25 protein-coding genes are annotated in these 23,527 nt (G+C 43.6%); 13 read left to right on the plus strand and 12 right to left on the minus strand.

Annotation, left to right across the window (positions count from 1 at the left end):
• Positions 1 to 298 precede the first annotated feature (298 nt).
• The 3 genes from AB4323_RS03050 (at position 299) to AB4323_RS03060 (ending at position 2,250) form a co-directional block, all read left to right on the plus strand.
• Positions 299 to 454 (plus strand): hypothetical protein, encoded by a 156-nt coding sequence (locus tag AB4323_RS03050; RefSeq protein WP_004734257.1) that lies wholly within the window; start codon positions 299 to 301, stop codon positions 452 to 454.
• Positions 435 to 1,823: a multidrug transporter gene (locus AB4323_RS03055; RefSeq protein WP_372151579.1), complete on the plus strand. Its 1,389-nt coding sequence runs from the start codon at positions 435 to 437 to the stop codon at positions 1,821 to 1,823. The genes AB4323_RS03050 and AB4323_RS03055 overlap by 20 nt, the downstream gene beginning before the upstream one ends.
• A gap of 61 nt (positions 1,824 to 1,884) precedes the next feature.
• Entirely contained in the window at positions 1,885 to 2,250 is a 366-nt protein-coding gene (locus AB4323_RS03060; RefSeq protein ID WP_102428748.1) for a DUF2799 domain-containing protein, read from the plus strand.
• A gap of 36 nt (positions 2,251 to 2,286) precedes the next feature.
• Here AB4323_RS03060 and AB4323_RS03065 read toward each other — a convergent pair whose 3' ends face one another.
• Positions 2,287 to 2,463 carry a hypothetical protein gene (locus tag AB4323_RS03065; protein WP_019821234.1) on the minus strand — a complete coding sequence of 59 codons (177 nt, stop codon included), beginning with the start codon at positions 2,461 to 2,463 and terminating at the stop codon, positions 2,287 to 2,289.
• Positions 2,464 to 2,815: 352 nt separating this feature from the next.
• Between AB4323_RS03065 and cueR the strand changes: the two genes are divergently transcribed.
• A complete protein-coding gene (gene cueR, locus AB4323_RS03070; RefSeq protein ID WP_372151581.1) occupies positions 2,816 to 3,211 on the plus strand; it encodes a Cu(I)-responsive transcriptional regulator in 396 nt (131 codons plus the stop codon).
• A gap of 36 nt (positions 3,212 to 3,247) precedes the next feature.
• Here cueR and AB4323_RS03075 read toward each other — a convergent pair whose 3' ends face one another.
• The 5 genes from AB4323_RS03075 to AB4323_RS03095 form a co-directional block, all read right to left on the minus strand.
• Positions 3,248 to 3,703, minus strand: coding sequence for an NfeD family protein (locus AB4323_RS03075; protein WP_372151583.1), 456 nt, complete (start codon positions 3,701 to 3,703; stop codon positions 3,248 to 3,250).
• A gap of 3 nt (positions 3,704 to 3,706) precedes the next feature.
• Complete coding sequence (locus AB4323_RS03080; protein ID WP_017063395.1) at positions 3,707 to 4,636, minus strand: SPFH domain-containing protein; 930 nt, start codon at positions 4,634 to 4,636, stop codon at positions 3,707 to 3,709.
• Positions 4,637 to 4,833: 197 nt separating this feature from the next.
• Positions 4,834 to 5,688 carry a co-chaperone YbbN gene (locus AB4323_RS03085; protein WP_017061924.1) on the minus strand — a complete coding sequence of 285 codons (855 nt, stop codon included), beginning with the start codon at positions 5,686 to 5,688 and terminating at the stop codon, positions 4,834 to 4,836.
• Positions 5,689 to 6,084: 396 nt separating this feature from the next.
• Complete coding sequence (locus AB4323_RS03090) at positions 6,085 to 6,912, minus strand: SDR family oxidoreductase (RefSeq protein WP_372151585.1); 828 nt, start codon at positions 6,910 to 6,912, stop codon at positions 6,085 to 6,087.
• A 43-nt stretch (positions 6,913 to 6,955) separates the two neighbouring features.
• Positions 6,956 to 7,870: a TIGR01777 family oxidoreductase gene (locus tag AB4323_RS03095; protein WP_372151587.1), complete on the minus strand. Its 915-nt coding sequence runs from the start codon at positions 7,868 to 7,870 to the stop codon at positions 6,956 to 6,958.
• A gap of 289 nt (positions 7,871 to 8,159) precedes the next feature.
• On the opposite strand from AB4323_RS03095, the gene AB4323_RS03100 reads away from it, so the two are divergent.
• From AB4323_RS03100 to yfcE, 5 genes are read left to right on the plus strand one after another with little or no spacing between them, the layout of a single operon-like run.
• Complete coding sequence (locus AB4323_RS03100; protein ID WP_017072437.1) at positions 8,160 to 8,894, plus strand: DUF1538 domain-containing protein; 735 nt, start codon at positions 8,160 to 8,162, stop codon at positions 8,892 to 8,894.
• Positions 8,891 to 9,685, plus strand: a complete 795-nt coding sequence (locus AB4323_RS03105; RefSeq protein ID WP_017062208.1) for a DUF1538 domain-containing protein — start codon at positions 8,891 to 8,893, stop codon at positions 9,683 to 9,685. The genes AB4323_RS03100 and AB4323_RS03105 overlap by 4 nt, the downstream gene beginning before the upstream one ends.
• Positions 9,675 to 10,025: a P-II family nitrogen regulator gene (locus AB4323_RS03110; RefSeq protein ID WP_017062207.1), complete on the plus strand. Its 351-nt coding sequence runs from the start codon at positions 9,675 to 9,677 to the stop codon at positions 10,023 to 10,025. The genes AB4323_RS03105 and AB4323_RS03110 overlap by 11 nt, the downstream gene beginning before the upstream one ends.
• Entirely contained in the window at positions 10,022 to 10,429 is a 408-nt protein-coding gene (locus tag AB4323_RS03115; protein WP_017062206.1) for a CBS domain-containing protein, read from the plus strand. Before AB4323_RS03110 ends, AB4323_RS03115 begins: the two co-directional genes overlap by 4 nt.
• Before the next feature lie 47 nt (positions 10,430 to 10,476).
• On the plus strand, positions 10,477 to 11,022 hold the full coding sequence (yfcE, locus tag AB4323_RS03120) for a phosphodiesterase (protein WP_372151589.1): 546 nt from the start codon (positions 10,477 to 10,479) through the stop codon (positions 11,020 to 11,022).
• Positions 11,023 to 11,046: 24 nt separating this feature from the next.
• On the opposite strand, the gene AB4323_RS03125 is transcribed toward yfcE, so the two are convergent.
• The 3 genes from AB4323_RS03125 to AB4323_RS03135 all read right to left on the minus strand — a co-directional run bounded on the left by AB4323_RS03125 (position 11,047) and on the right by AB4323_RS03135 (position 12,930).
• Entirely contained in the window at positions 11,047 to 11,367 is a 321-nt protein-coding gene (locus AB4323_RS03125) for a SelT/SelW/SelH family protein (RefSeq protein WP_372151591.1), read from the minus strand.
• A gap of 134 nt (positions 11,368 to 11,501) precedes the next feature.
• A complete protein-coding gene (locus AB4323_RS03130) occupies positions 11,502 to 12,017 on the minus strand; it encodes a regulatory protein ToxS (protein WP_017066005.1) in 516 nt (171 codons plus the stop codon).
• A 1-nt stretch (position 12,018) separates the two neighbouring features.
• Entirely contained in the window at positions 12,019 to 12,930 is a 912-nt protein-coding gene (locus AB4323_RS03135; protein WP_372151593.1) for a winged helix-turn-helix domain-containing protein, read from the minus strand.
• 270 nt (positions 12,931 to 13,200) lie between these two features.
• Here AB4323_RS03135 and htpG point away from each other — a divergent pair, with 270 nt between their 5' ends.
• From htpG to hemH, 3 genes are all read left to right on the plus strand, one after another.
• Positions 13,201 to 15,105, plus strand: a complete 1,905-nt coding sequence (gene htpG, locus AB4323_RS03140; RefSeq protein WP_048612176.1) for a molecular chaperone HtpG — start codon at positions 13,201 to 13,203, stop codon at positions 15,103 to 15,105.
• Between the two features lie 388 nt (positions 15,106 to 15,493).
• Positions 15,494 to 16,138 carry an adenylate kinase gene (gene adk / locus AB4323_RS03145; protein ID WP_017062200.1) on the plus strand — a complete coding sequence of 215 codons (645 nt, stop codon included), beginning with the start codon at positions 15,494 to 15,496 and terminating at the stop codon, positions 16,136 to 16,138.
• Between the two features lie 277 nt (positions 16,139 to 16,415).
• Entirely contained in the window at positions 16,416 to 17,378 is a 963-nt protein-coding gene (hemH, locus tag AB4323_RS03150; protein ID WP_017063404.1) for a ferrochelatase, read from the plus strand.
• A 123-nt stretch (positions 17,379 to 17,501) separates the two neighbouring features.
• Here the strand turns inward: hemH and AB4323_RS03155 are convergent, their stop codons facing one another.
• Positions 17,502 to 18,899, minus strand: coding sequence for a peptide MFS transporter (locus AB4323_RS03155; protein ID WP_017062198.1), 1,398 nt, complete (start codon positions 18,897 to 18,899; stop codon positions 17,502 to 17,504).
• Between the two features lie 501 nt (positions 18,900 to 19,400).
• Between AB4323_RS03155 and rfaH the strand changes: the two genes are divergently transcribed.
• Positions 19,401 to 19,907, plus strand: a complete 507-nt coding sequence (gene rfaH, locus AB4323_RS03160) for a transcription/translation regulatory transformer protein RfaH (RefSeq protein WP_017062197.1) — start codon at positions 19,401 to 19,403, stop codon at positions 19,905 to 19,907.
• A gap of 78 nt (positions 19,908 to 19,985) precedes the next feature.
• Here rfaH and asnB read toward each other — a convergent pair whose 3' ends face one another.
• The gene (gene asnB / locus AB4323_RS03165) at positions 19,986 to 21,656 is read right to left on the minus strand and encodes an asparagine synthase B (protein WP_372151595.1); all 1,671 of its coding nucleotides are present in this window, start codon (positions 21,654 to 21,656) and stop codon (positions 19,986 to 19,988) included.
• A 235-nt stretch (positions 21,657 to 21,891) separates the two neighbouring features.
• Positions 21,892 to 23,478 carry a cation:proton antiporter family protein gene (locus tag AB4323_RS03170; RefSeq protein ID WP_017062195.1) on the minus strand — a complete coding sequence of 529 codons (1,587 nt, stop codon included), beginning with the start codon at positions 23,476 to 23,478 and terminating at the stop codon, positions 21,892 to 21,894.
• Between the last annotated feature and the right edge of the window lie 49 nt (positions 23,479 to 23,527).

A 23,527-nucleotide genomic window follows, 5' to 3' on the forward strand; every position in this document is an offset into this window, starting at 1 on the left:
AGAATTTTGTTCTTATACGAACTCTAAAATCAGGACAGTGATGCTGCTCAACATTAATGAAATACCGTTATAGTTGTATCAAAAATGCGAGTCACTTCTATGTTTATAAGAATTACATTAATATAAGTGTTTGATATTTATTGTTTTTACTATTTTTAGTTGTGATCTTTACAATTTATCGATCTGGATCACTAAGTACCTACTAAATTTGCACCAACTCATATTTTTTTAGATGAAAATTAAGTTCTCATTGATCTTTTTGAGGGCGAAGTTAGTCTTAATGCCATGGATGCACACGATGTGCATAACCAGAAAGGAAATAGAGAATTCAGAGTTTAGGGTTCTCAAACAAGAAAAGGTATTTCTCTCTACGGCGGCCAACTTTAGGCGGGGAATATTCAAACAGCTATATCCATTTTTAGGAGTTTTATTCCATGGAAAACAAATTTTTTAAAGTATCTGCGATTACAGCAGCAATGGTAGGTGCGCTGTCTGCTGCTCCAGCTATGGCTGAAGACCCAATCGGTCCGGAGTATGCAAGTCAGGCGTCAGAGTTCTTTGCTGAGTCGACAATTAGCGGTAACCTAAACTTTTTCATGCGTGCTCGTGACCGAGCTGGTAAAGATGCAAACGGTAATGACACAGCAAAAACTGCTAACTTAGACCACGGCTCAATTTTTGCGAATTTGGGTTTCCATTCTGGTTATGTAGCGGACGTCGTTGGTGTTGACGCTGTTGTATACAGCACATTTGATATGTGGCAAGAAGCTGGAAAATGGGGTGGTGGTCACGAGATGAACTTCTTCCAATGTGACTCAGTCTATTCTACAGACTGTTGGGAAGATGGTCGTGGTGATAACACTGATAATGGTGTTTCCTTTGCAAAAGCAGCCATGAAGTTTAAGTTTGGCGAGAATGTCAATGCTCAGCTCGGTTATTTCCAACCTTCTGTACCAAGCTCATTAGGTGTCAACTGGTCATTCGCTCCTGGTACATACCGCGGTGGTGAAGTTGGAGCTAGTTTTGGTGATCTTTCTCTTGGTCTTGTTGTGGCCGATAATTACAAAGCTCCTTGGTTCAAAGAAACTTACGAATTCCAAGATGGTGCTGGCAATGATGCTGGTGAAGTATACTCATTAGGTGCTCGCTATGCGTTAGATAACGGTATTTCTTTTGACGTTGGTTACGGTGCTCTGACAGATGGTGACCGTAAGAACTTTCATGTTAAAGTTAAAGGTACAACCGATGGTGGCCTATACTGGTCTCCTCAATTATACGTAGTAGATGATGACAATCAATTTGATAGCACAGCATTCCAAACTGCGTTATTGACATCTATGTCTATGGGTCAATACAGCTTCCGTGCAGAAGCAACATACACAGTTGCTGATTCTGAAGATACTCGTGGCAATGTTGGTAATATGTCATACCGCTTAACAGAGGCTTATGGTGGCTCTAATGGCGCTTATGATATTTGGTGGAACAACCGTTCTGACTTTAACCACGATGGCGAATATGCGTTCTTCCTATCATCATCTCGTGACTTCACTGATATTGGTGGTACTGGTTTTAGTGCAGGTGTAAGTGGTGCTTATGGCGCGGGTGCTAAAGCTGATGGTTACGATGAACTAGTAGAGTATGCATACAGTTTCTTCGCGAACTACGCGATTCAAGCTGGTGCACTGAAAGATGCCAATATCAGCTTCTACTACACTAACTACTACAATGACACTAACGCAAATGATTGGGCTGTTTACTCTAACGGATTCAATGATGAGACCGATTTCAAACTAGCATTAACAATTCCTTTCGGAGTTAAGTAAGTTAGATACGAAATAGAAAAGCTGGGCATTTGCTCAGCTTTTTTGCTTTTAGGAGATATTTATGAAAAGTATTATTCCCATTATATTAATGGCTTTTAGCTTAGCTGCATGCACTTCTTCACCGAAAACAGCGTCTGAATTTTGGTATGGTCAAGGTGAGCGCTTTGGATCCCGTGGCTACGTGATCGATAATGACTCATTGGCTGATATTAAAGAAAAGGTGGAGTTTGATGAGCCTGCTTATCTTGCCGGTTATGAAAAAGGAAAATTAGAGTTCTGTGATCCCTACAAAGCATTTGAAAAAGGCATCAAAGGAACAAGGTATACAGATCAATGTGCCGATATGCCTCAGGAGGTGATGATCAAAGCAGAGTGGCAAAGAGGCTGGGACGCATTTATTGGTGCTGATTTCTATAAGTTTAGGTAGGCTTAGAAACGATTAACTTAAACCTACCTATTGTCATTATTGATGTTTACCACCATACGCTTTGCACAATTCACGGGGCAGTTGCTTAATCGCTCCGTCACTGAATGTGCACTGGACACCTGCACCAAATACTTTTCCTGCGTTGTTTTGTGCAATAGAGACTGGAGCTGAAAAAATAAACACTGAAGCTAGTGCTAAAGTTACAAGTTTCATATTTTCCATCCTTCATACTTACCAAAAAAATAAAATAAACAGCATTCAAATGTCATGCTTAATACTCAATTATGTATATGGTTAATGAAAGGTCAAAGTTATATAAAAATTTTCAATGAAAAATAACAATAGCTAATTTAAATATATCAATCAGTAACTTATTGATTTCTGGTTGTGATAAGTGTCTATAAATGCAAGTTATTTACCTTATTGAAGGTAAAACAGTTATAAGTGGCAGACTTTATTTTCTTAAATTATATTTATTATGCATTCAGGTGTTCTAGGTGTACTATTTGCTAGCGCCTCAAAGGTAATTAATGCCGAAGATACATCAGCTTATTAGAGTAATATCATGAACATAAGTGAAGCCGCTAAACTTACTAACTTATCAACGAAGTCTATTCGTCTTTATGAAGACAAGGGGGTTATTACAGCCCCTTTACGCTCGGAAAATGGCTATAGAAGCTACGACGAGAAGCAGATCAAAGAACTTGGTATAGTTGCGAAAGCGAGAAGCGCGGGTTTTTCACTCGATGAGTGCCGTGCGCTTGTTGAATTAGCTGACAATCCTTGTCGTGAAAGTGCCGACGTTAAAGCGAAAGCGCTTAGTAAATTGGAAGAAGTAAACAAAAAAATTGAAGATCTTTTGGCAATTCAGAAGACATTGAAAGAGTGGATTGAACAATGTCCAGGTGACTCAAATAGCCATTGCCCGATCATTGATTCGCTTGTAGAGAAAAAGCCATAAGTGGGCTACTTATGGCTCAGATAAGGAATGCTTGAATTACTCTTTAGTTGGAGTAATCGTTAATACTATGCCATCTACAGCAGTGACGATCACCTCTGTGCCTGCTTTTAAGTTGTGAGCACTAACAGCTGACCACGTAGTATCACCTAGACGGATACGACACTTGCCTTTTTTAATGTCAGTATCGATTCGAGTTGTTTGACCTACCAGTTGTTTCTCTCTTTGGTTTAACTCTCGCCCTGCATCTGACTGCTTGTCATGAGACAGTTGTCTTCTCCACCACAACCAAGTGGTAATAAGAGAGAAGCTAGCAAAGGACAGCCATTGCATCTGCCAACCAATTGGTAATGCTCCTAATAGGGCACCGATCAACATGGCAGATATGCCTATCCATAAAAAGTAACCAGCGGTTCCAACCAGTTCAAGTGCAAGCAGTGCTAGACCAAATGCTAGCCAGTGCCAGTGGTTTACTTGTTCTAGTAATTCGACCATAAGTTAGTCCTTACTACCTTTGTCATTCTTATGCGCAAACATCTCTGCAATACCCGCGACAGAACCCATTAGGCCTGTTGCTTCAAGTGGTAGCATGATGATCTTGCCGTTTTCTGCTTGACCAATTGATTTCAGTGCGTCGGTGTAGCCTTGTGCTATGAAGTAGTTTACGGCTTGCATGTCACCTTGAGCAATCGCCGTTGATACCATTTCTGTTGCTTTCGCTTCTGCTTCTGCGGCACGCTCACGGGCTTCTGCTTGCAATATTGCCGCTTGCTTCTCACCTTCTGCTTTCAGGATCTCTGATTGCTTGTGGCCTTCCGCTTTTAGGATCTCTGCTTGCCTTACGCCTTCTGCCTCTAGAATATCAGCACGTTTGTTTCGTTCTGCCTTCATCTGAGCATTCATCGCTGCGGTTAAATCTGCTGGTGGCTGTACGTCTTTAATTTCGATACGGGTGACTTTTACGCCCCAAGGGTTTGTCGCTTCATCAACGATGTTCAGTAGCTTGGTATTGATCATGTCACGCTGACTCAGCATCTCATCCAGTTCCATCGAGCCAAGCACAGTACGGATATTGGTGAGGGTTAAGTTACGGATCGCATGTTCAAGGTCATTGACTTCATAAGCTGCCTTAGGCGCGTCGATAACTTGAACAAAACAAACCGCATCGATAACCACATTTGCATTATCTTTGGAGATGACTTCTTGTGCTGGGATGTCGAGAACACGCTCCATCATGCTGATGCGCTGTCCAACTTTATCAATAAATGGAATGATTAAGTTAAGACCCGGTTTAAGGGTGTGTGTGTATCGCCCGAAGCGTTCAACGGTCCAGTTGTTGCCTTGTGGAACGGTTTTTACGCCAGCGAAGATAAATAACAGTGCGACGGCAGTAAAGACGCCGATAGTAATCAAGGTATCAATAGGCATACAAAATCCTTTGCAAGTTTGAGTTTTTGATAGTTCAGTATTGATACTGGCTCATATTTAAATTCTGAGCAAATTTATAAACGAGAAATGGGCCATAAAGCATTGATTTTATGGCCCATTTTACATTCTATTATGCGATAAACTAATTGATTGAATTGTCAATTTTCGATGTTTAATCTACGGCTTTTTAGGTTTAACTAGTAAAGCAGAGAGTACAGTTGTCGACGGTACTTACTGGCAACTGGGTTACCTTGTCCAAGCGCACTCAAGATGTCCATGAACTCTTTCTTCATGTCACCATCGAGAGCATTAAGATCTTTGGCTAGGAAAGACCATAATAGATCCATAGCTTCTTCACTGCGGTTCACTTGGTGATATTGCAATGCTAATTCAGATGCTGTTTTAGCGTCGCTCGGATTTTGCTGAAGAGCGGCTTCTAATGCTTGTATTTCAGGGCTGTCTGCTGCTTGTTTATGAAGTTCAAGCTTTGCAACTAAGCCTTTGTAGTAGTTGTCTTGGTACTCAAGAGGGATAGTTGCTAGCTGAGTTTCAGCAAGGTCAAATTGTTGTGTTTCTAACAAACACTCTGCGATCGCCAGTTTTACTTCACCTTTATTCGTCAGCTCTGCTGGAAGTTGCTGCATTGCTGCTAGTGCCTGTGTGTGCTCGCCAGCTTGCATTTGCTCAAGAGCCTGACGCAAAGCAAGTTCATCTTGGCTAGGAAGGTGTTTGCTGAGCATATCGACAATAGCTTCTATGCTTTGAGGGCCACCGAGCCCATCGACTGGCTGACCATTAACAAACAGTGCAATAGTGGGCAGTGCTTGAACACCAAACTGGCTAGCAATAGCTTGCTCTTGTTCGCAATTGAGCAGGGCTAAGGTGAAGGCACCGTTGTATTGCTGAGTTAAAGTTTGCAGTTCAGGAATGACTTGGGCGCTCTCTTGGCTCATTGGTGCCCAAAAATGGATGAGTACAGGGGTCTGCATCGAACCTTCTAATACTTGACGAAAGTTCTGCTCATTAAGTTCAACAATATGCGGAGATTGCATTTACGTTCCTTGAGGTTTGTTTTGTGGATACGTTGCAAATATGGGGGGGTTAGTCGGTAACTTCAAGATCTAACTCGGTTATCTCGGATAAAAAGAACCAAAAATAGAAAAACGCTATGCTTCGATGTTGATAGAGTTGTTATCTCAACATGGAAGGCATAGCGTTATCATCGAGGTAGTCAGTGAGGCGTTGCGTGAGATACTCAAAACAGTATAAACAGCGTAATTGCCAGACCCACACCTACCCAATTAAGGCGGTTTAAAGTCATGAGATTTCCAGAGTAGAACCATCAATTGGGAATAACTGATGGGATAGGATAATCATGACATCTTATTGTTACGGAAAAATTACATCGTTACATTAAAGTTTGCGACTCTGCATTCAAAGTTAGTAATTTATGCAGCTTTTCTCAAAATAGGGTCTAGCAAGCGACTCGGTAGAATCCTTTTCAATACCGCGAACACTTTAGTCGGGGTCGTAACTCGGTATCTTAGCTTGGGTTTGTCGGCGGTGAGAGCATGGAATACCGGCTCAATACAACTTTCTGGAGGCAGGACAAAAGCGTTATTCGATGATTCTTTTTCGAGTCGATCTTTTTGTTGTTGGTAAGCGTCTTGGTGGGCGCTGCCAGAAATGTTGATCCATTTATTGAACGCTTTCAAGGCATTGGTTCTAAATTGAGTCTCAATTGGCCCTGGTTGCAGTAATGAGATCTGTATACCGCTGCCATGCAGTTCTAATCGTAAGGTATCTGTCCAACCCTCAATCGCGAATTTAGAAGCATTATAAGCACCACGATACTTCATGGCTGCAAAACCTAATACGGAACTGTTTTGTACGATTCGACCTTCGCCACGCTCGCGCATGTGCGGAAGGATCTGACAGACGAGATGATGCCAACCAAAGAAGTTGGTTTCGAATTGTTCTCTGAGTCCTTGGGTCGGTAAGTCTTCTAGCGCACCTGCTTGACCGTAAGCACCGTTATTGAATAATCCATACAATCCATTAGGTGCGAGATCAATAGCAAGCTTGGCGCCATGCTCAATACTTTCTTGGTTGGAAAGATCTAATTGAATACAGGTGAGGCCTTCATCTTGAAGGCGTTGAACATTTTGTGGATCACGACAAGATGCAATGACATGAAAACCACGCTTTTGAAGTGCATGAGCACATGTATAGCCAATACCTGTTGAGCAACCGGTAATCAGAATCGACTTGTTCACACTTAATCCTTTATTAGAGTCTCTATCGCTCTAGGGTAAAGAATTAGTCTTGATGTTGTAACAAGTTTTTTAGTGCTGGCTCGATTCTTGAGTAACTAAAGATGAATCCCATCTCAGTGAGTTTCTTCGGCTTGGAGCGAATGCTGTCAAATAGCAAACAAGATGATTCCCCCATGAGAATCGACATTGCCCATTTCGGCGTGAATAAGAAATGCGGTCGGCCTAATTGTTTCGCTAACGTGCTGCTGAACAGTTTGTTGGTCACAGGGTGAGGGGCACACATATTGAATTCCCCTTGAGCGTGGGGGAGTGACAACAAGTGATTGATGGCTCTCACCATATCGAGAATGTGAATCCATGGCATGTACTGCTCACCTGAACCTATTGGACCACCGACGCCGAGTTTATAAGGCAATAGCATCTTCTTGAGTGCGCCGCCATTCTCGCCAAGTACAACCCCTGTTCGCAGTAGTATCACGCGTGTGCTTTCTGATTGTGCTCTCTTGGCTATCTTTTCCCAGTGGGCACAGACTTTATGAGGAAAGCTTTCATCTTCTACTTGCAGTGACTCGTCAAACGGGTGCTGCTGTTGATCGCCATAGTAACCCACGGCTGAACCGCTAATAAAAGCGTGTGGCGGGTTGCTACTGGTATGAATTAATTCGACCAGCTTTTCAGTGATGTGCCAGCGGCTGTTACAGATCCTCTCTTTTTGTTCTGTACTCCAACGCTTATCGGCAATCGGCTCACCCGCGAGGTTGACCACCACATCAAAGTCATTGAGATCACTGAGCTCATCAAGGGATTGAATGTAATGAAGGTTGTTCTGGTTGAGGTGATTTAGGTTTTGCTTCGCATTTTCAGGACTCCGCGTCAGCAATGTCACGTCGTCAGTGTTCCAACTCTTGACCAATTCAGAGCCAATAAATCCAGTACCACCCGTTAACAATATCTTCATACCAATCTCCCTATTAAACATAATTATAGACATGGCTTGTTTTTAGTCGCCAATCAATACGAAAAAATCACTATAACGATCATAAGGTTTCAATCGTGTGATGCCCAAATTACGCCTTTTTCAATTTACAAAGGAGTGAAATTAAATTCATCAAGTCAGGATGTGTACCGTTATCACACTTATGCACTTTACTCGGATATGTTACCAACTGCGTAATATTTGTCACATAAGCAATGATAAGGATTTGCCATGATTATTATTAATTCATAATCAGCGACAAGGAATTGCGATGACGGCGGTGCTTGCTTTGTTTCGATCCATGTTAGGTAGCCTGAGGGATCTATTGCCAATCGTGGCGGTAATCGCTTTCTTCCAGCTTGCTGTCTTACAAGAGCCACTTCCTCATCTTTTATCTATTCTGACTGGCTTAGTGCTCGTCGTTTTTGGACTCACTTTCTTTATCTTTGGCCTTGAAATGGGGTTGTTTCCAATTGGCGAATCGATGGCTCAAGCATTTGCCAGAAAGGGGAGTGTGTTCTGGTTATTGATCTTCGCTTTTTGTTTGGGTTTTGGTACCACCATAGCCGAGCCAGCGTTAACCGCAGTCGCTGCCGAAGCCGCAGAAGTGGCAGCTGAGGGAGGTGTAATCCCCAATACGTTAGATGAAATGGAGCAGTATGCCAATGGCCTGCGCTTTACTGTGGCACTGTCAGTCGGTATCGCTATTTTACTCGGTGTGCTGAGAATCTTAAAAGGTTGGCCAATCCAGTACATGATCATCGGTGGATATATTGGAGTGGTCGTGCTCACTGCATTTGCTCCGGAAAACATCATTGGAATTGCGTATGACTCTGGTGGAGTAACGACATCGACGATCACCGTCCCATTAGTAACTGCGTTAGGGGTGGGTTTAGCCTCGGCAATTAAAGGGCGTAATCCGATGATAGATGGTTTTGGGTTGATCGCGTTTGCTTCGTTGCTGCCGATGATGTTTGTCATGGTGTACGGGATGGTGGTGACATGATCAGTGTTCAACAATTTATCGACACCTTTCTCGGCACTGTGATGGATGTGATCCCGATTGCGATCATCATCTTCGGTTTTCAGTTGGCGGTATTACGAAAGCCAGTCAATAACCTAGCCAAAGTGCTGATCGGTTTCTTCTACGTCATTCTTGGCTTATCACTCTTTTTGATGGGATTGGAACTCGCGTTATTCCCTCTAGGGGAGACGATGGCAATGCAACTCACCGAGCCAAGCTTTTTGACTGAGTTTAAGATCAGTTCTGGTCTTGCTTTGGCTTGGTTTGATTATTACTGGGTCTATCTTTTCGCGTTTTGTATTGGTTTCAGCACCACGATAGCCGAGCCCTCTTTGATTGCTGTAGCGATTAAGGCGAACCAAGTTTCCGGTGGCAGTATCAGCGTCAATGGGCTGAGGATCGCCGTGGCATTGGGCGTTGCTATCGGTATCTCACTGGGCAGCTACCGTATCGTTGCGGGTGACCCGATCCACTACTACATCATTTTTGGTTATGTCGTCGTGGTCATTCAAACCTTTTACGCCCCAAAACTCATTATTCCATTGGCCTACGATTCGGGTGGCGTCACTACATCAACGGTGACAGTCCCTTTAGTGACGGCGCTCGGGCTTGGACTCGCTTCAACCGTACCAGGAAGAAACCCTGTTATTGATGGGTTTGGGTTGATCGCCTTTGCCAGCTTATTTCCCATCATTTCAGTGATGGGCTATGCCCAAATAACACAATGGTTAAACCGTTTACACACCTCTAAGGAGAGCAAAGATGCGCTTTAAACTTATCTTAGCGTTTGTAGAAGAGAGCAAGACCGACACTGTGCTCGATGCCGCGCGTGATGCGGGCGCGACTGGAGCAACGGTGATTAACAACGCCAGAGGGCAAGGCTTAAACCAAAAAACCACCTTCTTTGGCCTAACGCTAGAGGTACAAAAAGATGTGTTGCTGTTTGTGGTTGAGGAACACTTAGCGAGGCATATTCTTGAAACTATTGGCGAAGTCGGTGAGTTTGACCAAGAGTCAGGACAAGGTATAGCGGTGCAGATCGATATCGAAGATGCAGTCGGGGTTGCGCATCAAGTCGAGACATTAACTAAGGTTGTGGAGGATGAGTTATGAGTACCAGTGAAAAAATCCGAGTAGGTGATGTCATGGCCAATACGTACGTGATTATCGATGGGCTAACCACAGTGTTAGAAGCGATAGAGATGGCGAAGAAGCACAAAGTGAAAGCAATTATTGTCGATAAGCGCCACGAAGATGACGAATACGGCATCGTATTGATGAATGACATTGCCAAGAAAGTACTGGCTAAGAACCGATCTCCAAAGCGAACCAATGTTTATGAGATCATGACCAAGCCAGCGCTAAGCGTGTCTGCTGAGATGAACGTAAAGTATTGCGCTCGCCTGTTTGAACGCTTTGGTATCAGTCGTGCGCCAGTAGTTCGTGATAACAAGATAGTCGGTATGGTTAGTTACAATAATATCGTGATCAATGGTATGGCGAGAGATGACGTGTAGCATTTAGATACGTACAATAGGCTCATAAATTTTATGGAGAAGTACGTGTGAAATTATTTTTTGCTTCAGACCTACACGGTTCGCTGCCAGCAACAGAAAAGGTATTAGAACTCTACCAAGCATCTGGTGCGCAATATTTAGTTCTATTGGGTGACATTCTGAATCATGGACCAAGAAATCCGATTCCAGAAGGATACAACCCGCCGGCGGTTGCAGATAAGTTGAATGCGTTTTCTCAAGAGATCATTGCCGTTCGTGGTAACTGCGATAGCGAAGTGGATCAGATGTTGTTGTCTTTTCCAATGATGATGGATTACTCGTGGGTGCTATTAGAATCAGGCCAGCGTATCTTCCTAACGCATGGCCATTTGTACAACACCAATAAACGCCCTGCGTTGAAGGCGGGCGATATCATTGCACACGGTCATACCCATATTCCTGTCGCCGAATACCAAGATGACATCTTTATCTTTAACCCTAGCTCGGTGACATTCCCACGAGAGGGACACGCGGCAAGCTATGGCATCTATGAAAACAATACCTTCAAAGTCATTAGCCTTGAAGGTGATGTTTTCGTGAGTGGTCAGCTTTAAATCATTGGATCGGCTGTGAAAGGCTTATTTTGAGTCCACGTGGTCGAGACCTCTGTCTGGAGCAATGATGTTTCGTACTCTTTGCTTCAGAACTTTCGCCTCTGGAAAACCGTCATCTGCTTTTCTTTCCCAAATCTGCACACCATTACAAAAGATTTCGAACCTGCCTCCTGTGTCTGGGTGTAAGCTCACTTGTTCAATTTCTTCGCTGAAGGTATGCAGTAGCTCTTGGCATAACCAACTAGAGCGAAGCATCCAATTGCATTGACGGCAATAGTGTATGGCGATTGTGGCTTTTGTTGCTGTTTCTTTCGTAGGCGCCAGATTTGGTTGATCCGTATTCATAGTTAATCCTTAAAATGCTACATCCGTAATTTGATACCAACGGCTAACAAAAAAGGGGCTTCATGCCCCTTTTTCTATTGGTTTTCCGTTTTGTGGTATTCAGCGATTCATAAACAGTAAATAGCGATCCAATCTTAGTTTGAAAACAATACGGTAGAACCATGATTTAAGCTAGTTAGTAGCAGTGCCTTCGGGTTAACAATATCTATGCGGCGGCTTTGCTCTGCGTCCATCTTAATGACTTGAGTGATAAGCTCTAGTTGCTCTTCTGAAAAGTCTTGGCGCTGAGCCGAAGTCACATCTTTAAACTCCGTTGGCGAAACCAGTAAGTAGTTATCGTTAATATCCCACTGACCCGTTTCAGAGATGTTGATGACATTCGCAGGCTCAGTTTGATTACCGTAAAGTCTCACCACTGACATTCTTAAATATGTACCATTTGGTAGGTATTTCGCATTCGATGATAGTTCAACTCTACGAAGCGGGCCGATTGAGTCAGCTTGCTTGTTATCGCTAATCAGCGTCACCATTTTCGACTGCCACTCATGCTGAGTGAGCAAGCGCTCTACTTTTGCATCGCTGCCCCAATATAACCAACCACTTAAGAATGCAGATAGAACCAGTAAAATAATCGATACTTTTAATTTCATGTTACTGACCACCGTTGCAAATGTCGTTTACATCCGACTGGTTTGCGTAAATTCTTAGGGTTACATTTTCGCTCGAGTAATCTTGCGGGTGAATGTAGTTGAGGGCTAGGTTATTGGTTTGTCCACCTGTCGCGATCACTTCAGTCGGCTTTAGCACGCCAGTGTGATTCGTGTTGTAACGTAATACACACTTTTCTATCGCTGGCAGCCAACTACTGAGGTCTGGGTGGTTAACCGGTGATAGAACCTTTACACCATCTACTTCAGTCAAAGTTTTGAACTCAGACTCTGCTGGGTTAGTAAACGTTAAAACGAGAATCGGCATGATGAAAGCGGCAAGCAGTAACCAAAATGTTAGCCATTTATTGGTGCTTTTAGTTGGAGCTACAACAGGAGCGGTTGCTGGTTCTACAGCCACCTTGGTCTCTTGAACTCTTGCAATTGGCTCTGGTTCAATCGATTCCGTGATCGCTTGTTCAGTCGCAGCAGGCGTTGCAAACGTTAGGATAGGCTCAACGTCATTTTCTGCAATTTCAGCGGCTACTGGCTGATCATTTGATGACAGTGGCGCAGAGCGCTCAACGGTCGCAATAAATTGGTAACCGCGCTTTGGTACTGTTTTTACGAATTCAGGAGATTTAGTCGAGTCTTTGAGCATCTTTCTCAGAGTCGATACGGCTTGCGTTAAGCTTGAGTCATCCACCTCAAAGCCTTGGTCTCGCCAAACATACTCATGCAATTCATTGCGAGTGATAACTTCATTGGGTCTTTCTGACAGCATCAGGAGAATGCGGCTTTCATTGCTACCAAGACGAACGACTTCACCGTCGCTCATTTGATCAACAAGTGAATTGCTGTTTGGGTCGAATACGAACCGCTGTGCGAGAATAAACTTTGTGCCGATATTGCTCATTGAATTCTTCTATTTTTGATTGTTTTGGGTGCGAAATAGACAAATCTCAGGTGAAGTTCCGTTAATTCTTCACCAAATCATGGCTTCTTTTATGTTCTTTTATATTTATCAGACTCAAGGATAATAAAAACAGATCAAAAAAACAGTGTTTTTATGATTTTTGACCTTGAATTTACATTTGTCATCCTCATGTTAATGAACAGAAGAGTGGCATCAAGTGTTACGCCCCTATGATTATTCAACATAAAGTATAGATGTTTTGGAGTAAAAATGAGCGAAACGGCAACGCAAAATAAAGAGACTCGTGGCTTTCAATCTGAAGTAAAACAACTACTTCATCTAATGATTCACTCACTGTATTCAAATAAAGAAATCTTTCTACGTGAGCTGATCTCTAACGCATCTGACGCGGCTGATAAGCTCCGTTTTCAAGCTCTATCGAACGGTGACCTTTACCAAGGTGATGCCGATCTAGGTGTAAAACTTTCATTCAACGCGGAAGCTAACACGTTAACGATTTCTGATAACGGTATCGGCATGAGCCGCGACAACGTTATTGAGCATTTAGGTACGATTGCTAAGTCAGGCACTGCAGACTTTTTCTCAAAGCTGTCTGAAGACCAAAGCAAAGATTCTCAACTGATTGGTCAATTTGGTGTGGGTTTCTATTCTGCATTCATCGTTGCAGACGCGGTAACGGTTCGCACTCGTGCAGCTGGCCTGCCGAACAATGAAGCCGTTCAGTGGCACTCTGCAGGTGAAGGCGATTACACAATTGAAGACATCACTAAAGAGTCTCGTGGTACTGACATCATTCTTCATATGCGCGAAGACGGTAAAGAGTTCTTAAATGAGTGGCGTCTGCGTGAAGTGATTGGTAAATATTCTGACCACATCGGCATTCCTGTTTCTATCTTCACTGCAGTGAAAGATGACGAAGGTAAAGACACCGAAGAGAAGCATTGGGAACAGATCAACAAGGCGCAAGCGCTTTGGACTCGTAACAAGTCTGATATCGAGAAAGAAGAGTACCAAGAGTTTTACAAGCACGTATCTCACGACTTTGCTGATCCACTAACCTGGAGCCACAACAAAGTTGAAGGTAAGAACGACTACACAAGCCTGCTTTACATCCCAGCGAAAGCACCTTGGGACATGATGAACCGTGACCACAAGAGTGGCTTAAAACTTTACGTGCAGCGTGTATTCATCATGGATGACGCAGAGCAGTTTATGCCATCTTACATGCGTTTCGTTCGTGGCTTGATTGACTCAAACGATCTGCCATTGAACGTGTCTCGTGAAATTCTGCAAGATAATAAGGTAACTCAGTCTCTTCGTGGCGCATGTACCAAGCGTGTCCTGACTATGCTTGAGCGCATGGCGAAGAATGACAATGATAAGTATCTAGAGTTTTGGAAAGAGTTCGGCCTAGTATTGAAAGAAGGCCCAGCTGAAGACATGGCGAACAAAGAGAAGATCGCTGGTCTACTTCGTTTCTCGTCAACGGAAGTGGATTCTGCTGAACAAACCATCAGCCTAGAATCTTACGTTGAGCGCATGAAAGAAGGCCAAGATAAGATTTACTACCTAACAGCAGATAGCTACGCTGCCGCTAAGAACAGCCCACACTTGGAGCAGTTCAAAGCTAAAGGTATTGAAGTGGTTCTAATGTACGATCGTATTGATGAGTACGTAATGAACTACCTGACAGACTTCGACGGTAAACAGTTCCAATCGATCACTAAAGCAGGCTTAGACCTAAGTAAGTTTGAAGGTGAAGAAGAGAAAGAGAAGCAAAAAGAGACAGAAGAAGAGTTCAAATCTGTTGTTGAGCGTACTCAATCTTACCTAGGTGGTCGTGTTAAAGAAGTTCGTACGACCTTCAAGCTAGCAACAACACCTGCGGTTGTCGTAACTGACGACTTCGAAATGGGCACGCAAATGGCGAAGCTTCTTGAAGCTGCGGGTCAAGCGGCACCGGAAGTTAAGTACATCTTTGAGATTAACCCTGAGCACGCACTTGTGAAACAGATGGCTGATGAAGCCGATGAGCAAGCGTTCGGCCGTTGGGTTGAGTTACTCCTTGGCCAGGCTATGCTAGCTGAAAAAGGCTCAATGGAAGATCCGTCACAATTCTTGGGTGCAATCAACGAGCTACTAACAAAGCGTTAGTCTTTCGACTTTAGGTTAAGCCAATGATTGTAATAAAAAGCTCGCAAATGCGGGCTTTTTTTATGAACGTCGTTGAAAATTGACCTAACGTGGTCAACGTCACCGTTATCGTCACAACAAATGTTGTCGATGCATTCTTTAGTCGTAAATTCAGCCAAATTGAATATTAATGTGATAGAATGCTCGACCTAATCAGCTGGGGCTAGGAAGCTATCAACTCCAGTTGTATGATTTTTAAACGTTATACCGAAACTTACCGTTTTGCTTCTGTTCACAGTTTTGCTTAGCCTCAATGGTTACTTAACGCTTTCTGTTCATCCTAAAAATGAGCAAGAGTGGAGGGATAGTGAGCTTCGGTATAAATCATAATTTTATAAGAGGATTAAACATGCGCATCATTCTTCTAGGTGCTCCTGGCGCGGGTAAAGGTACTCAAGCTAACTTCATCATGAACAAATTTGGTATCCCTCAAATTTCAACTGGTGACATGCTACGTGCTGCTATCAAAGCGGGTACTGAGCTTGGTAAGCAAGCAAAATCAGTAATCGACGCTGGTCAGCTAGTTTCTGATGAAATTATCCTTGGTCTTATCAAAGAGCGTATCGCTCAAGATGACTGTGAGAAAGGTTTCCTACTAGACGGTTTCCCACGCACAATCCCACAAGCTGATGGCCTAAAAGAAATGGGCATCGCTGTTGATTACGTTGTTGAATTCGACGTAGCTGACGATGTGATTGTTGAGCGTATGGCTGGTCGTCGTGCTCACCTTCCTTCTGGTCGTACATACCACACTGTGTACAATCCGCCTAAAGAAGAAGGTAAAGATGACGTAACGGGTGAAGACCTAGTGGTACGTGATGACGACAAAGAAGAAACAGTTCGTGCACGTCTAGGTGTATACCACGATCAAACAGCTCCGCTAATCTCTTACTACGGTAAAGAAGCTGAAGCAGGCAACACTCAGTACCTTAAGTTTGATGGTACTAAGCAAGTTGCTGAAGTTAGTGCAGAACTTGAGAAAGCACTAGCATAATTGGCTAACAGCCAGTTTTAGAATTTGATATATTGGAAGCGACCTTAAGGGTCGCTTTTTTTGTTTCAATTTTTAGTACGATACCAATCTAGATAATTTGATTGCACATGATTCAGAACGGTTCAGACCCGATGGCAGTGGCTAGCAATTGAGAGTGGATGTTGTGTATCTCATATGAAGAGTGATTATTCAGACTTTCATTGAGGCGCAATGATCTTAAACTTATGCAGATTAGTATATTACTTTCCAGAAAATCACATATTGGTCTCAGGTATCTATGGAAAATAATAAAAAGCAGGGTGTTTTACTGGTGAACTTAGGAACTCCAGATTCGGCGACCCCCGCTGGCGTTCGTCGATTTTTGAGTGAATTCTTACACGACAAGCGAGTTGTAAACCTAACGCGTTGGCTTTGGTGTCCTATATTACATGGGGTGATTTTACCGATTCGCTCGCCTAAAGTTGCTAAGCTGTATCAGTCTGTCTGGATGGATGAAGGCTCACCACTGCTTGTGTACTCTCAAAGACAAGCTGAAAAGCTCCAGAAGAAGCTAGAGATGCCTGTTGCACTGGGTATGACCTATGGCAACCCAAGCCTAAAGACTGGTGTTGAGCAACTGATGGAGCAGGGCGTTGAGGACATCATCGTACTGCCTTTATATCCGCAGTACTCTGGTACAACCACAGCGGCGGTTTCTGATGGTTTAACCAAAGCCTTTAAGCAGATGCCAGTTATCCCGAGCTATCGCTTTATTCGCGACTACTACGCGCACCCAAGCTATGCCAAAGCATTGGCTGAAAGCGTCCGCAGTCATTGGGATAAAAATGGCAGAGCCGATCATTTAGTGTGTTCTTTCCACGGTATTCCGAAGCGACTGGCTGATGAAGGCGATATCTACCCTCAGCATTGTGAAGCGACAACAAAGCTGCTTGCGGCAGAGTTAGGTTTGTCAGCGGACGATATCACAATGACATACCAATCGCGATTTGGTCGAGAAGAGTGGTTGAAGCCATACACTGACGAGACACTTGAATCACTGCCGAGTAAAGGCATCAAGAAGATCGACATTATGGCACCTGCCTTTTCGGTTGACTGTTTGGAAACGTTGGAAGAGATTTCAGACCAGTGTAAAGAGACTTTCATTGACGCTGGTGGTTCGGACTTTAGCTACATTATGTGTCTGAACGACAGAGATTCGCACATCGATATGATGGCAGAGTTAGTGGCGCTGTATCGCTAACAGATGCTGAGCCTTGATTATGACTTATCGTTAGCATTAAGGCGCATAATACAAATAACAAAAGGGCTGCTCATTGAGCAGCCCTTTTTGATCAGGATATTTCGTTTTGAAACAGCTTGAGAGTTAAGCCGCAGATGTCTCTGTTGCTTGCTTAGCTTTAGGCTCTGCTTCAAGCGTCATGTTGGTTTCTACGCCGTGCATCCATGACACAAGCTTACCAGCACAAAGCAGCAGTAATATGCCACTCACCGTTGCTGTGATAGCAATACCACTGAAGATTGACATAGCACCAAGCTCACCAACGTGAGAACCAACCAGGCCTGCCACGTAGTTTGCCACCGCATTGAAGCCAAACCATGCACCCATCATCAATGATGCTAGGCGAAGCGGAGCTAACTTAGTGACCAACGACAGGCCAATAGGAGATAGACAAAGCTCACCAAGGGTATGGAAGAAGAAAGCGCCGACTAGCCATAGCATTGATGTTTTCACTGTTAGGTCACCGCCTTGCTCCATTACCGCGCCCATCATGCACACAAAGCCCAGTGCTAAGAAGAACAATGCCATTGCAAACTTCACAGGAGAGTTGGGTTCACGCTTACCCAGTTTCACCCAGAACGCAGCAATGATTGGAGCAAGTGTAATGATGAAGAATGGGTTCAAAGATTGGAACCACGCAGCAGGAACTTCAAAGCCACCAATCATACGGTCAGTATATTGTTGAGTGTAGATGTTCATTAGGCCGCCAGCTTGTTCAAAGCCCGCCCAGAATACAATCACGAACAGACCCATGATAAGAATCACTTTTAGTCTGTCGAACTCTTCTTTGGTCAGTGGCGCTTTTTCTTTAGATTTGTTCAGTGCTTTCGCTCTTGCAGCAGCAGGTACAGAACCGATGTTGCCTAACCAAGACTGAGCCATTGTCACTTGCATGATCAAGCTAATAACCATACCAATACCAGCGGCTAGGAAACCTGCTTTCCAACCGAATGAATCGACAGCAGCACCTGAAATTAATCCACCAAGCAGCGCACCTAAGTTGATGCCCATGTAGAAAATGGTGAAAGCACCGTCACGGCGGTTATCGCCTTCTTGGTACAGATCGCCAACCATGGTTGAGATGTTCGGCTTAAACATACCGTTACCACTGATTAGCAGTGCTAAACCAAGGTACAGAGCGTTCACTTGGTCTAAACCGATGAAGCCGTTAGGTAGAGCCAGTGTAAATTGGCCAAGTGCCATTAATACACCGCCAATCAGAATTGATTTACGCTGACCTAGGTAGTTATCGGCAATCCAGCCACCAATTAATGGTGTGATGTAGACTAAACCGGTGTAAATACCGTAGAGATCGAGTGCGTCTTTCGTTGACCAACCCAGTCCACCGTTGAGGGTAGTGTCAGTCAAAAATAAGACAAGGATGGCGCGCATCGCATAGTAAGAGAAACGTTCCCATAGCTCTGTGCTAAAAAGTAGAAATAGGCCTCTAGGGTGGCCAAAGATGTTGTGGTTGCTTGGCATAAGTTTTACTAATTTTAGGTATTAAAAGATTTTATGGTCATTCATGTATACACAGTGGGATAAAAGTCTGCAATAGACGTATTTTATGGTTACGACAACTTGGTTTAGCTAAGGTGTTGATATTAATCATCTTTACTTTTAATGTTGCCCATTTTAAGTGTGCTGCAAACTAATTTTCCAGATTTGAGCTGGTTGGTTAATAACCTTTATTAAAGTCGTGTTGAATAAAAATCTTTAGATGCATTGCTCTGGTGTATCATTTTGAGTTTAAAGGGAGTGGTGTGCTCATTAGGTGGGGTATACATATGCTTACAACAATGAGTCTTTTGATCTCTAAATGATCTCTGTACAATGCTTAACCACTCCGACACCTATAACTTTTTGTTGATAAATTGGTCTGCTACGCATTATTTTTCGTTAGCAACGATTCATTTTATTAATGGCGATTCAACCGTTTTAGGCATGTGGTAAAATATCTAAAAATATAAAATGGCTAGTTAAATGAAACGTTGGTATTTGCTTTACTGTAAGCGTGGTGATCAAAAACGCGCTCAGCAGCACTTAGAGAATCAGGGGGTAGAGTGCTTTTACCCTCAAATAGAAGTCAAAAAGGTGGTGAGAGGGAAAGAAAAGCAGGTCAAAGAACCGCTGTTTCCGTCTTACATCTTTGTTCGCTTCGATTATGAGCAAGGTCCTAGCTTCACGACCGTTCGTTCAACACGTGGCGTTGTGGACTTTATTAAGTTCGGTTCACTGCCGCACGAGGTCCAAGGAGACTTGGTGTTTGAACTTAAAGAGTTTGAGAAGTGCTGCAGTAACGAAGTGGAAGATTGTTGTGTTGAGTTTGAATCTGGACAGGTAGTTAAGATTCAGAGTGGCCAATTTGCTGGGGTTGAAGCTATTTTCGATCAGAAAGACGGTGAGGCTCGATCGATTATGCTGGTGAAAATGATCAGCCAAGTCGTTCCAATCAGTATTGAGAACGAAGCACTACAAGCTCGCGCATAACTGCAGTAATAAAAATAGGCTTAAAACAAAAGGCGCATAATGCGCCTTTTTTAGTCTTTAGGATTTGTTCAAAACGCTCTAAGCGTTGTAAGCATCGTTGTGAACGGCTTGTACTGCACGGCCTGATGGGTCGACACAGTTTTTGAATGACTCATCCCACTCAATCGCTTTCGCTGATGAACAAGCAACTGAAGGACCACCAGGTACACACTCTGCCGCAGATTCTAGAGGGAATAGCTCCTCAAAGATTTCACGGTAAGCATAACCTTCTTTGGTTGTTGGCGTGTTGTAAGGGAAACGGAACTTAGCAGCTTCCATTTGTTGATCCGTTACTTTTGCTTCAGCCGTTGCTTTCAATGTATCAATCCAATCGTAGCCAACACCATCAGAGAACTGCTCTTTTTGACGCCATGCGATTGAATCTGGTAGGTAGTCTTCAAAACACTCACGCAGGATGTGTTTCTCCATCTTACCGTTACCGCACATCTTATCTTCAGGGTTCAGACGCATTGCGACATCGATGAACTCTTTATCCAAGAATGGTACACGGCCTTCAACACCCCATGCCGCTAGCGATTTGTTTGCACGAGCGCAGTCGAACATGCTTAGAGCAAGCAGTTTACGTACTGTCTCTTCGTGGAACTCTTTCGCGTTTGGCGCTTTATGGAAGTACAGGTAACCACCAAAGATTTCATCAGCACCTTCACCTGAAAGTACCATCTTGATGCCCATCGCTTTGATCTTACGAGCCAGCAAGTACATTGGCGTTGATGCACGAATCGTCGTTACATCGTAAGTTTCGATATGGTAGATAACGTCACGGATTGCGTCTAGGCCTTCCTGAATAGTGTAAGTAATCTCATGGTGCACAGTTCCGATCTTGTCCGCAACTTCACGAGCAGCGATAAGGTCTGGTGCGCCTTCAAGACCAACAGCGAACGAGTGCAGTTGTGGCCACCAAGCTTCAGATTGCTCATCATCTTCGATACGCATTGCCGCAAAGCGTTTTGCAACTGCTGAAGTAATTGATGAATCCAGGCCACCAGATAGAAGTACACCGTAAGGAACGTCAGTCATTAGTTGACGTTTAACGGCTGCTTCTAGCGCTTCAGTCAGTTCTTCTTTGCTTGTGCTGTTGCCTTGTACCGCAGCGTACTCGTTCCAATCGCGGATGTAGTAGCGTTGAGGTTCAGCATCTTTCGAAGAGTAGAAGCTACCTGGAGGGAATTCACTGATCGTCTTACATACTTCAACCAATGCTTTCATCTCTGAAGCCACGTAGTAGTTGCCGTGCTCATCGTAACCTTGGTAAAGCGGGATGATACCAATATGGTCGCGGCCCACTAGGTACTCGTCTTTCTCTTCGTCGTATAAAACGAATGCGAAAATACCGTTAAGCTCTTCTAGAAGGTCTGCACCCATCTCTTGGTATAGCGCTAGGATAACTTCACAGTCAGAATCAGTCTGGAACTGGTACTTATCTTCATAGCGTGCACGAAGTTCTTTGTGGTTATAAATTTCACCGTTTACTGCAAGAATGTGCTTTTTGTCTTGACTGTATAGTGGTTGAGCACCACTGTTCAAGCCAACAATAGCAAGACGTTCATGAGCAAGGATTGCTTTTTCACCAGCATAGATACCAGACCAGTCTGGACCACGGTGACGAAGCTTCTTAGACATTTCTAAAGCAATAGGGCGAAGTGCTGCGGCATCACTTTTAATGTCGAGAATGCCAAATACTGAACACATAGAACTTCCTTTTAAATAATTTCCAAATCAACTGCATTCAATTTGCCATTCTGGCTAAAAAAAGCAACCGGATGTGAGCAAAAAAATAATATAAAGGGTGTTCTGTTAGAAATTATCTAATTTTTATGTGCTTTTGGTGTGTGATGTTTAATTGCGGTTGGTTTTTTAAACAAAAACCTCTCAAAAGTGCGAAAAATAGGCAGTTTTGAGAGGTTTAGTTGAATACTGTCTAATACTAGATTTTATTGATATTTGGATTTAACTGTTCGCAAACGTGGCGAGCAAAACCACTACCAGCCTCGCTGTAAATGTTAAATGCCGCATCAACGCCATTCTCTTTCAGTGTTTCGAGTTGATCGGGATATTCAGCAATAGCCGCAATTTGGCCTTTAAAGTTACGTGACTTTAATTGTTCTAAAGCGGTTTGATTACCTTGGTGGTGAGGCATTGCCAAAATCACCAGCTTTACGTTTGCTGTATCTAGAATTCGCTCCCAGAAATCTGGGTCAGTCGCGTCGCCAGAAATCACGTTTCTGCCTTGGCTTCTGTGGTTGTGCGCGGCTTCTTCACGCACTTCTACACCTAGGCTGACCTTGCCATAGCGAGTACGTAATTCGTCATAAGCACCGGTACCAATTCGGCCCATACCTAGAATAAGCACTTGGGCACGACCAGGGTCAATTCGCTTATCACGTCGGTGAAGCTTTTCTGACGCATGCTCTTTTAGCCATTTACCTGACTGCTGATAAAGCTTATGACCAGCTCGGTTTAAAGGAGCAGCGATTAGAAAAGACAGTGAAACTGCAATGGCAACGGCAACTAAGATATCACCCGACATCCAACCCATCTTGAAGGCGAGACCACCAACGATGAGGCCAAACTCGCTATAGTTAAACAGTGATAGCGAGGCAAGTAGAGACGTTCGAACACGGAACTTGAAGCGGTTGAGTACCAAGAAGTAGAGAACACCTTTCACTGGCAGCATCAGCAAGAACAAGATTGCGAGCATAAAGCCTTGAATGGTTGGTTGCTCTGACAGACCAATATTCAAGAAGAAACAGACAAGGAAAAGTTCTTTAAGGTTAAACAGCGACTTTGATAATTCTGAGGCTTTTGGGTGACCAGCAAGTAACATACCTAGAACAAGAGCCCCCAAATCTGGTTTCACACCAACCAAATGGAATAAACCAGCACCGACGACTAATGCGAAGAAGATGCCGGAAAGAACCAGCATCTCACCGTGACCAACCCAATCGAGCACTTTGTAGAACAGTGGGCGTAATAAGGGTAGGGCAAACAGAGCAATTGCATACCACTCAGGTATTTTGCCCGTAGAAGCCGTTAAGAATACTACGGCGAAGATATCCTGCATGACCAAGATACCAATCGCTAACGTTCCGTAGGTCGCATTCATTTCGCCTTTCTCTTGCAGAGTCTTAACCGCAAATACAGTACTAGAGAATGAAAGAGCAAAACCGAGCAGAACGATCTGTTCTACCGACATGGCAGCTAGCGATGAAATACCTAAGAACTTAAAGCCAAACAGGGCGACGGCGAAAAACAGAGTGGACAAAAGGTTGTGGATTGTCGCGCCAGCCCAGATCTCTTTAGAGAGTAGGGTTTTGATATCGAGCTTTAAGCCGATAGTAAATAGAAGCAGCGTGACACCAAGGTCAGCTAAAGTAATGATGGTGTCATTGGTTTCAAAGCCAAAGGCAAAAAGCCCAAAGCCTGCAACCAAAAAACCAACTAATGGGGGAAGGTGACACTTTAAAGCAATAAATCCTGCGATAAACGCAGTGGATATTAATATAAGTTCCATAACTTGTTGTTGTAGTTCCCTAGCTTAAAAAAACGGGCCGTGTTTATAC

Origin of the sequence: Vibrio sp. 10N.261.52.C11 (genome assembly GCF_041471405.1) — a bacterium.
Lineage (GTDB): Bacteria > Pseudomonadota > Gammaproteobacteria > Enterobacterales > Vibrionaceae > Vibrio > Vibrio crassostreae_C.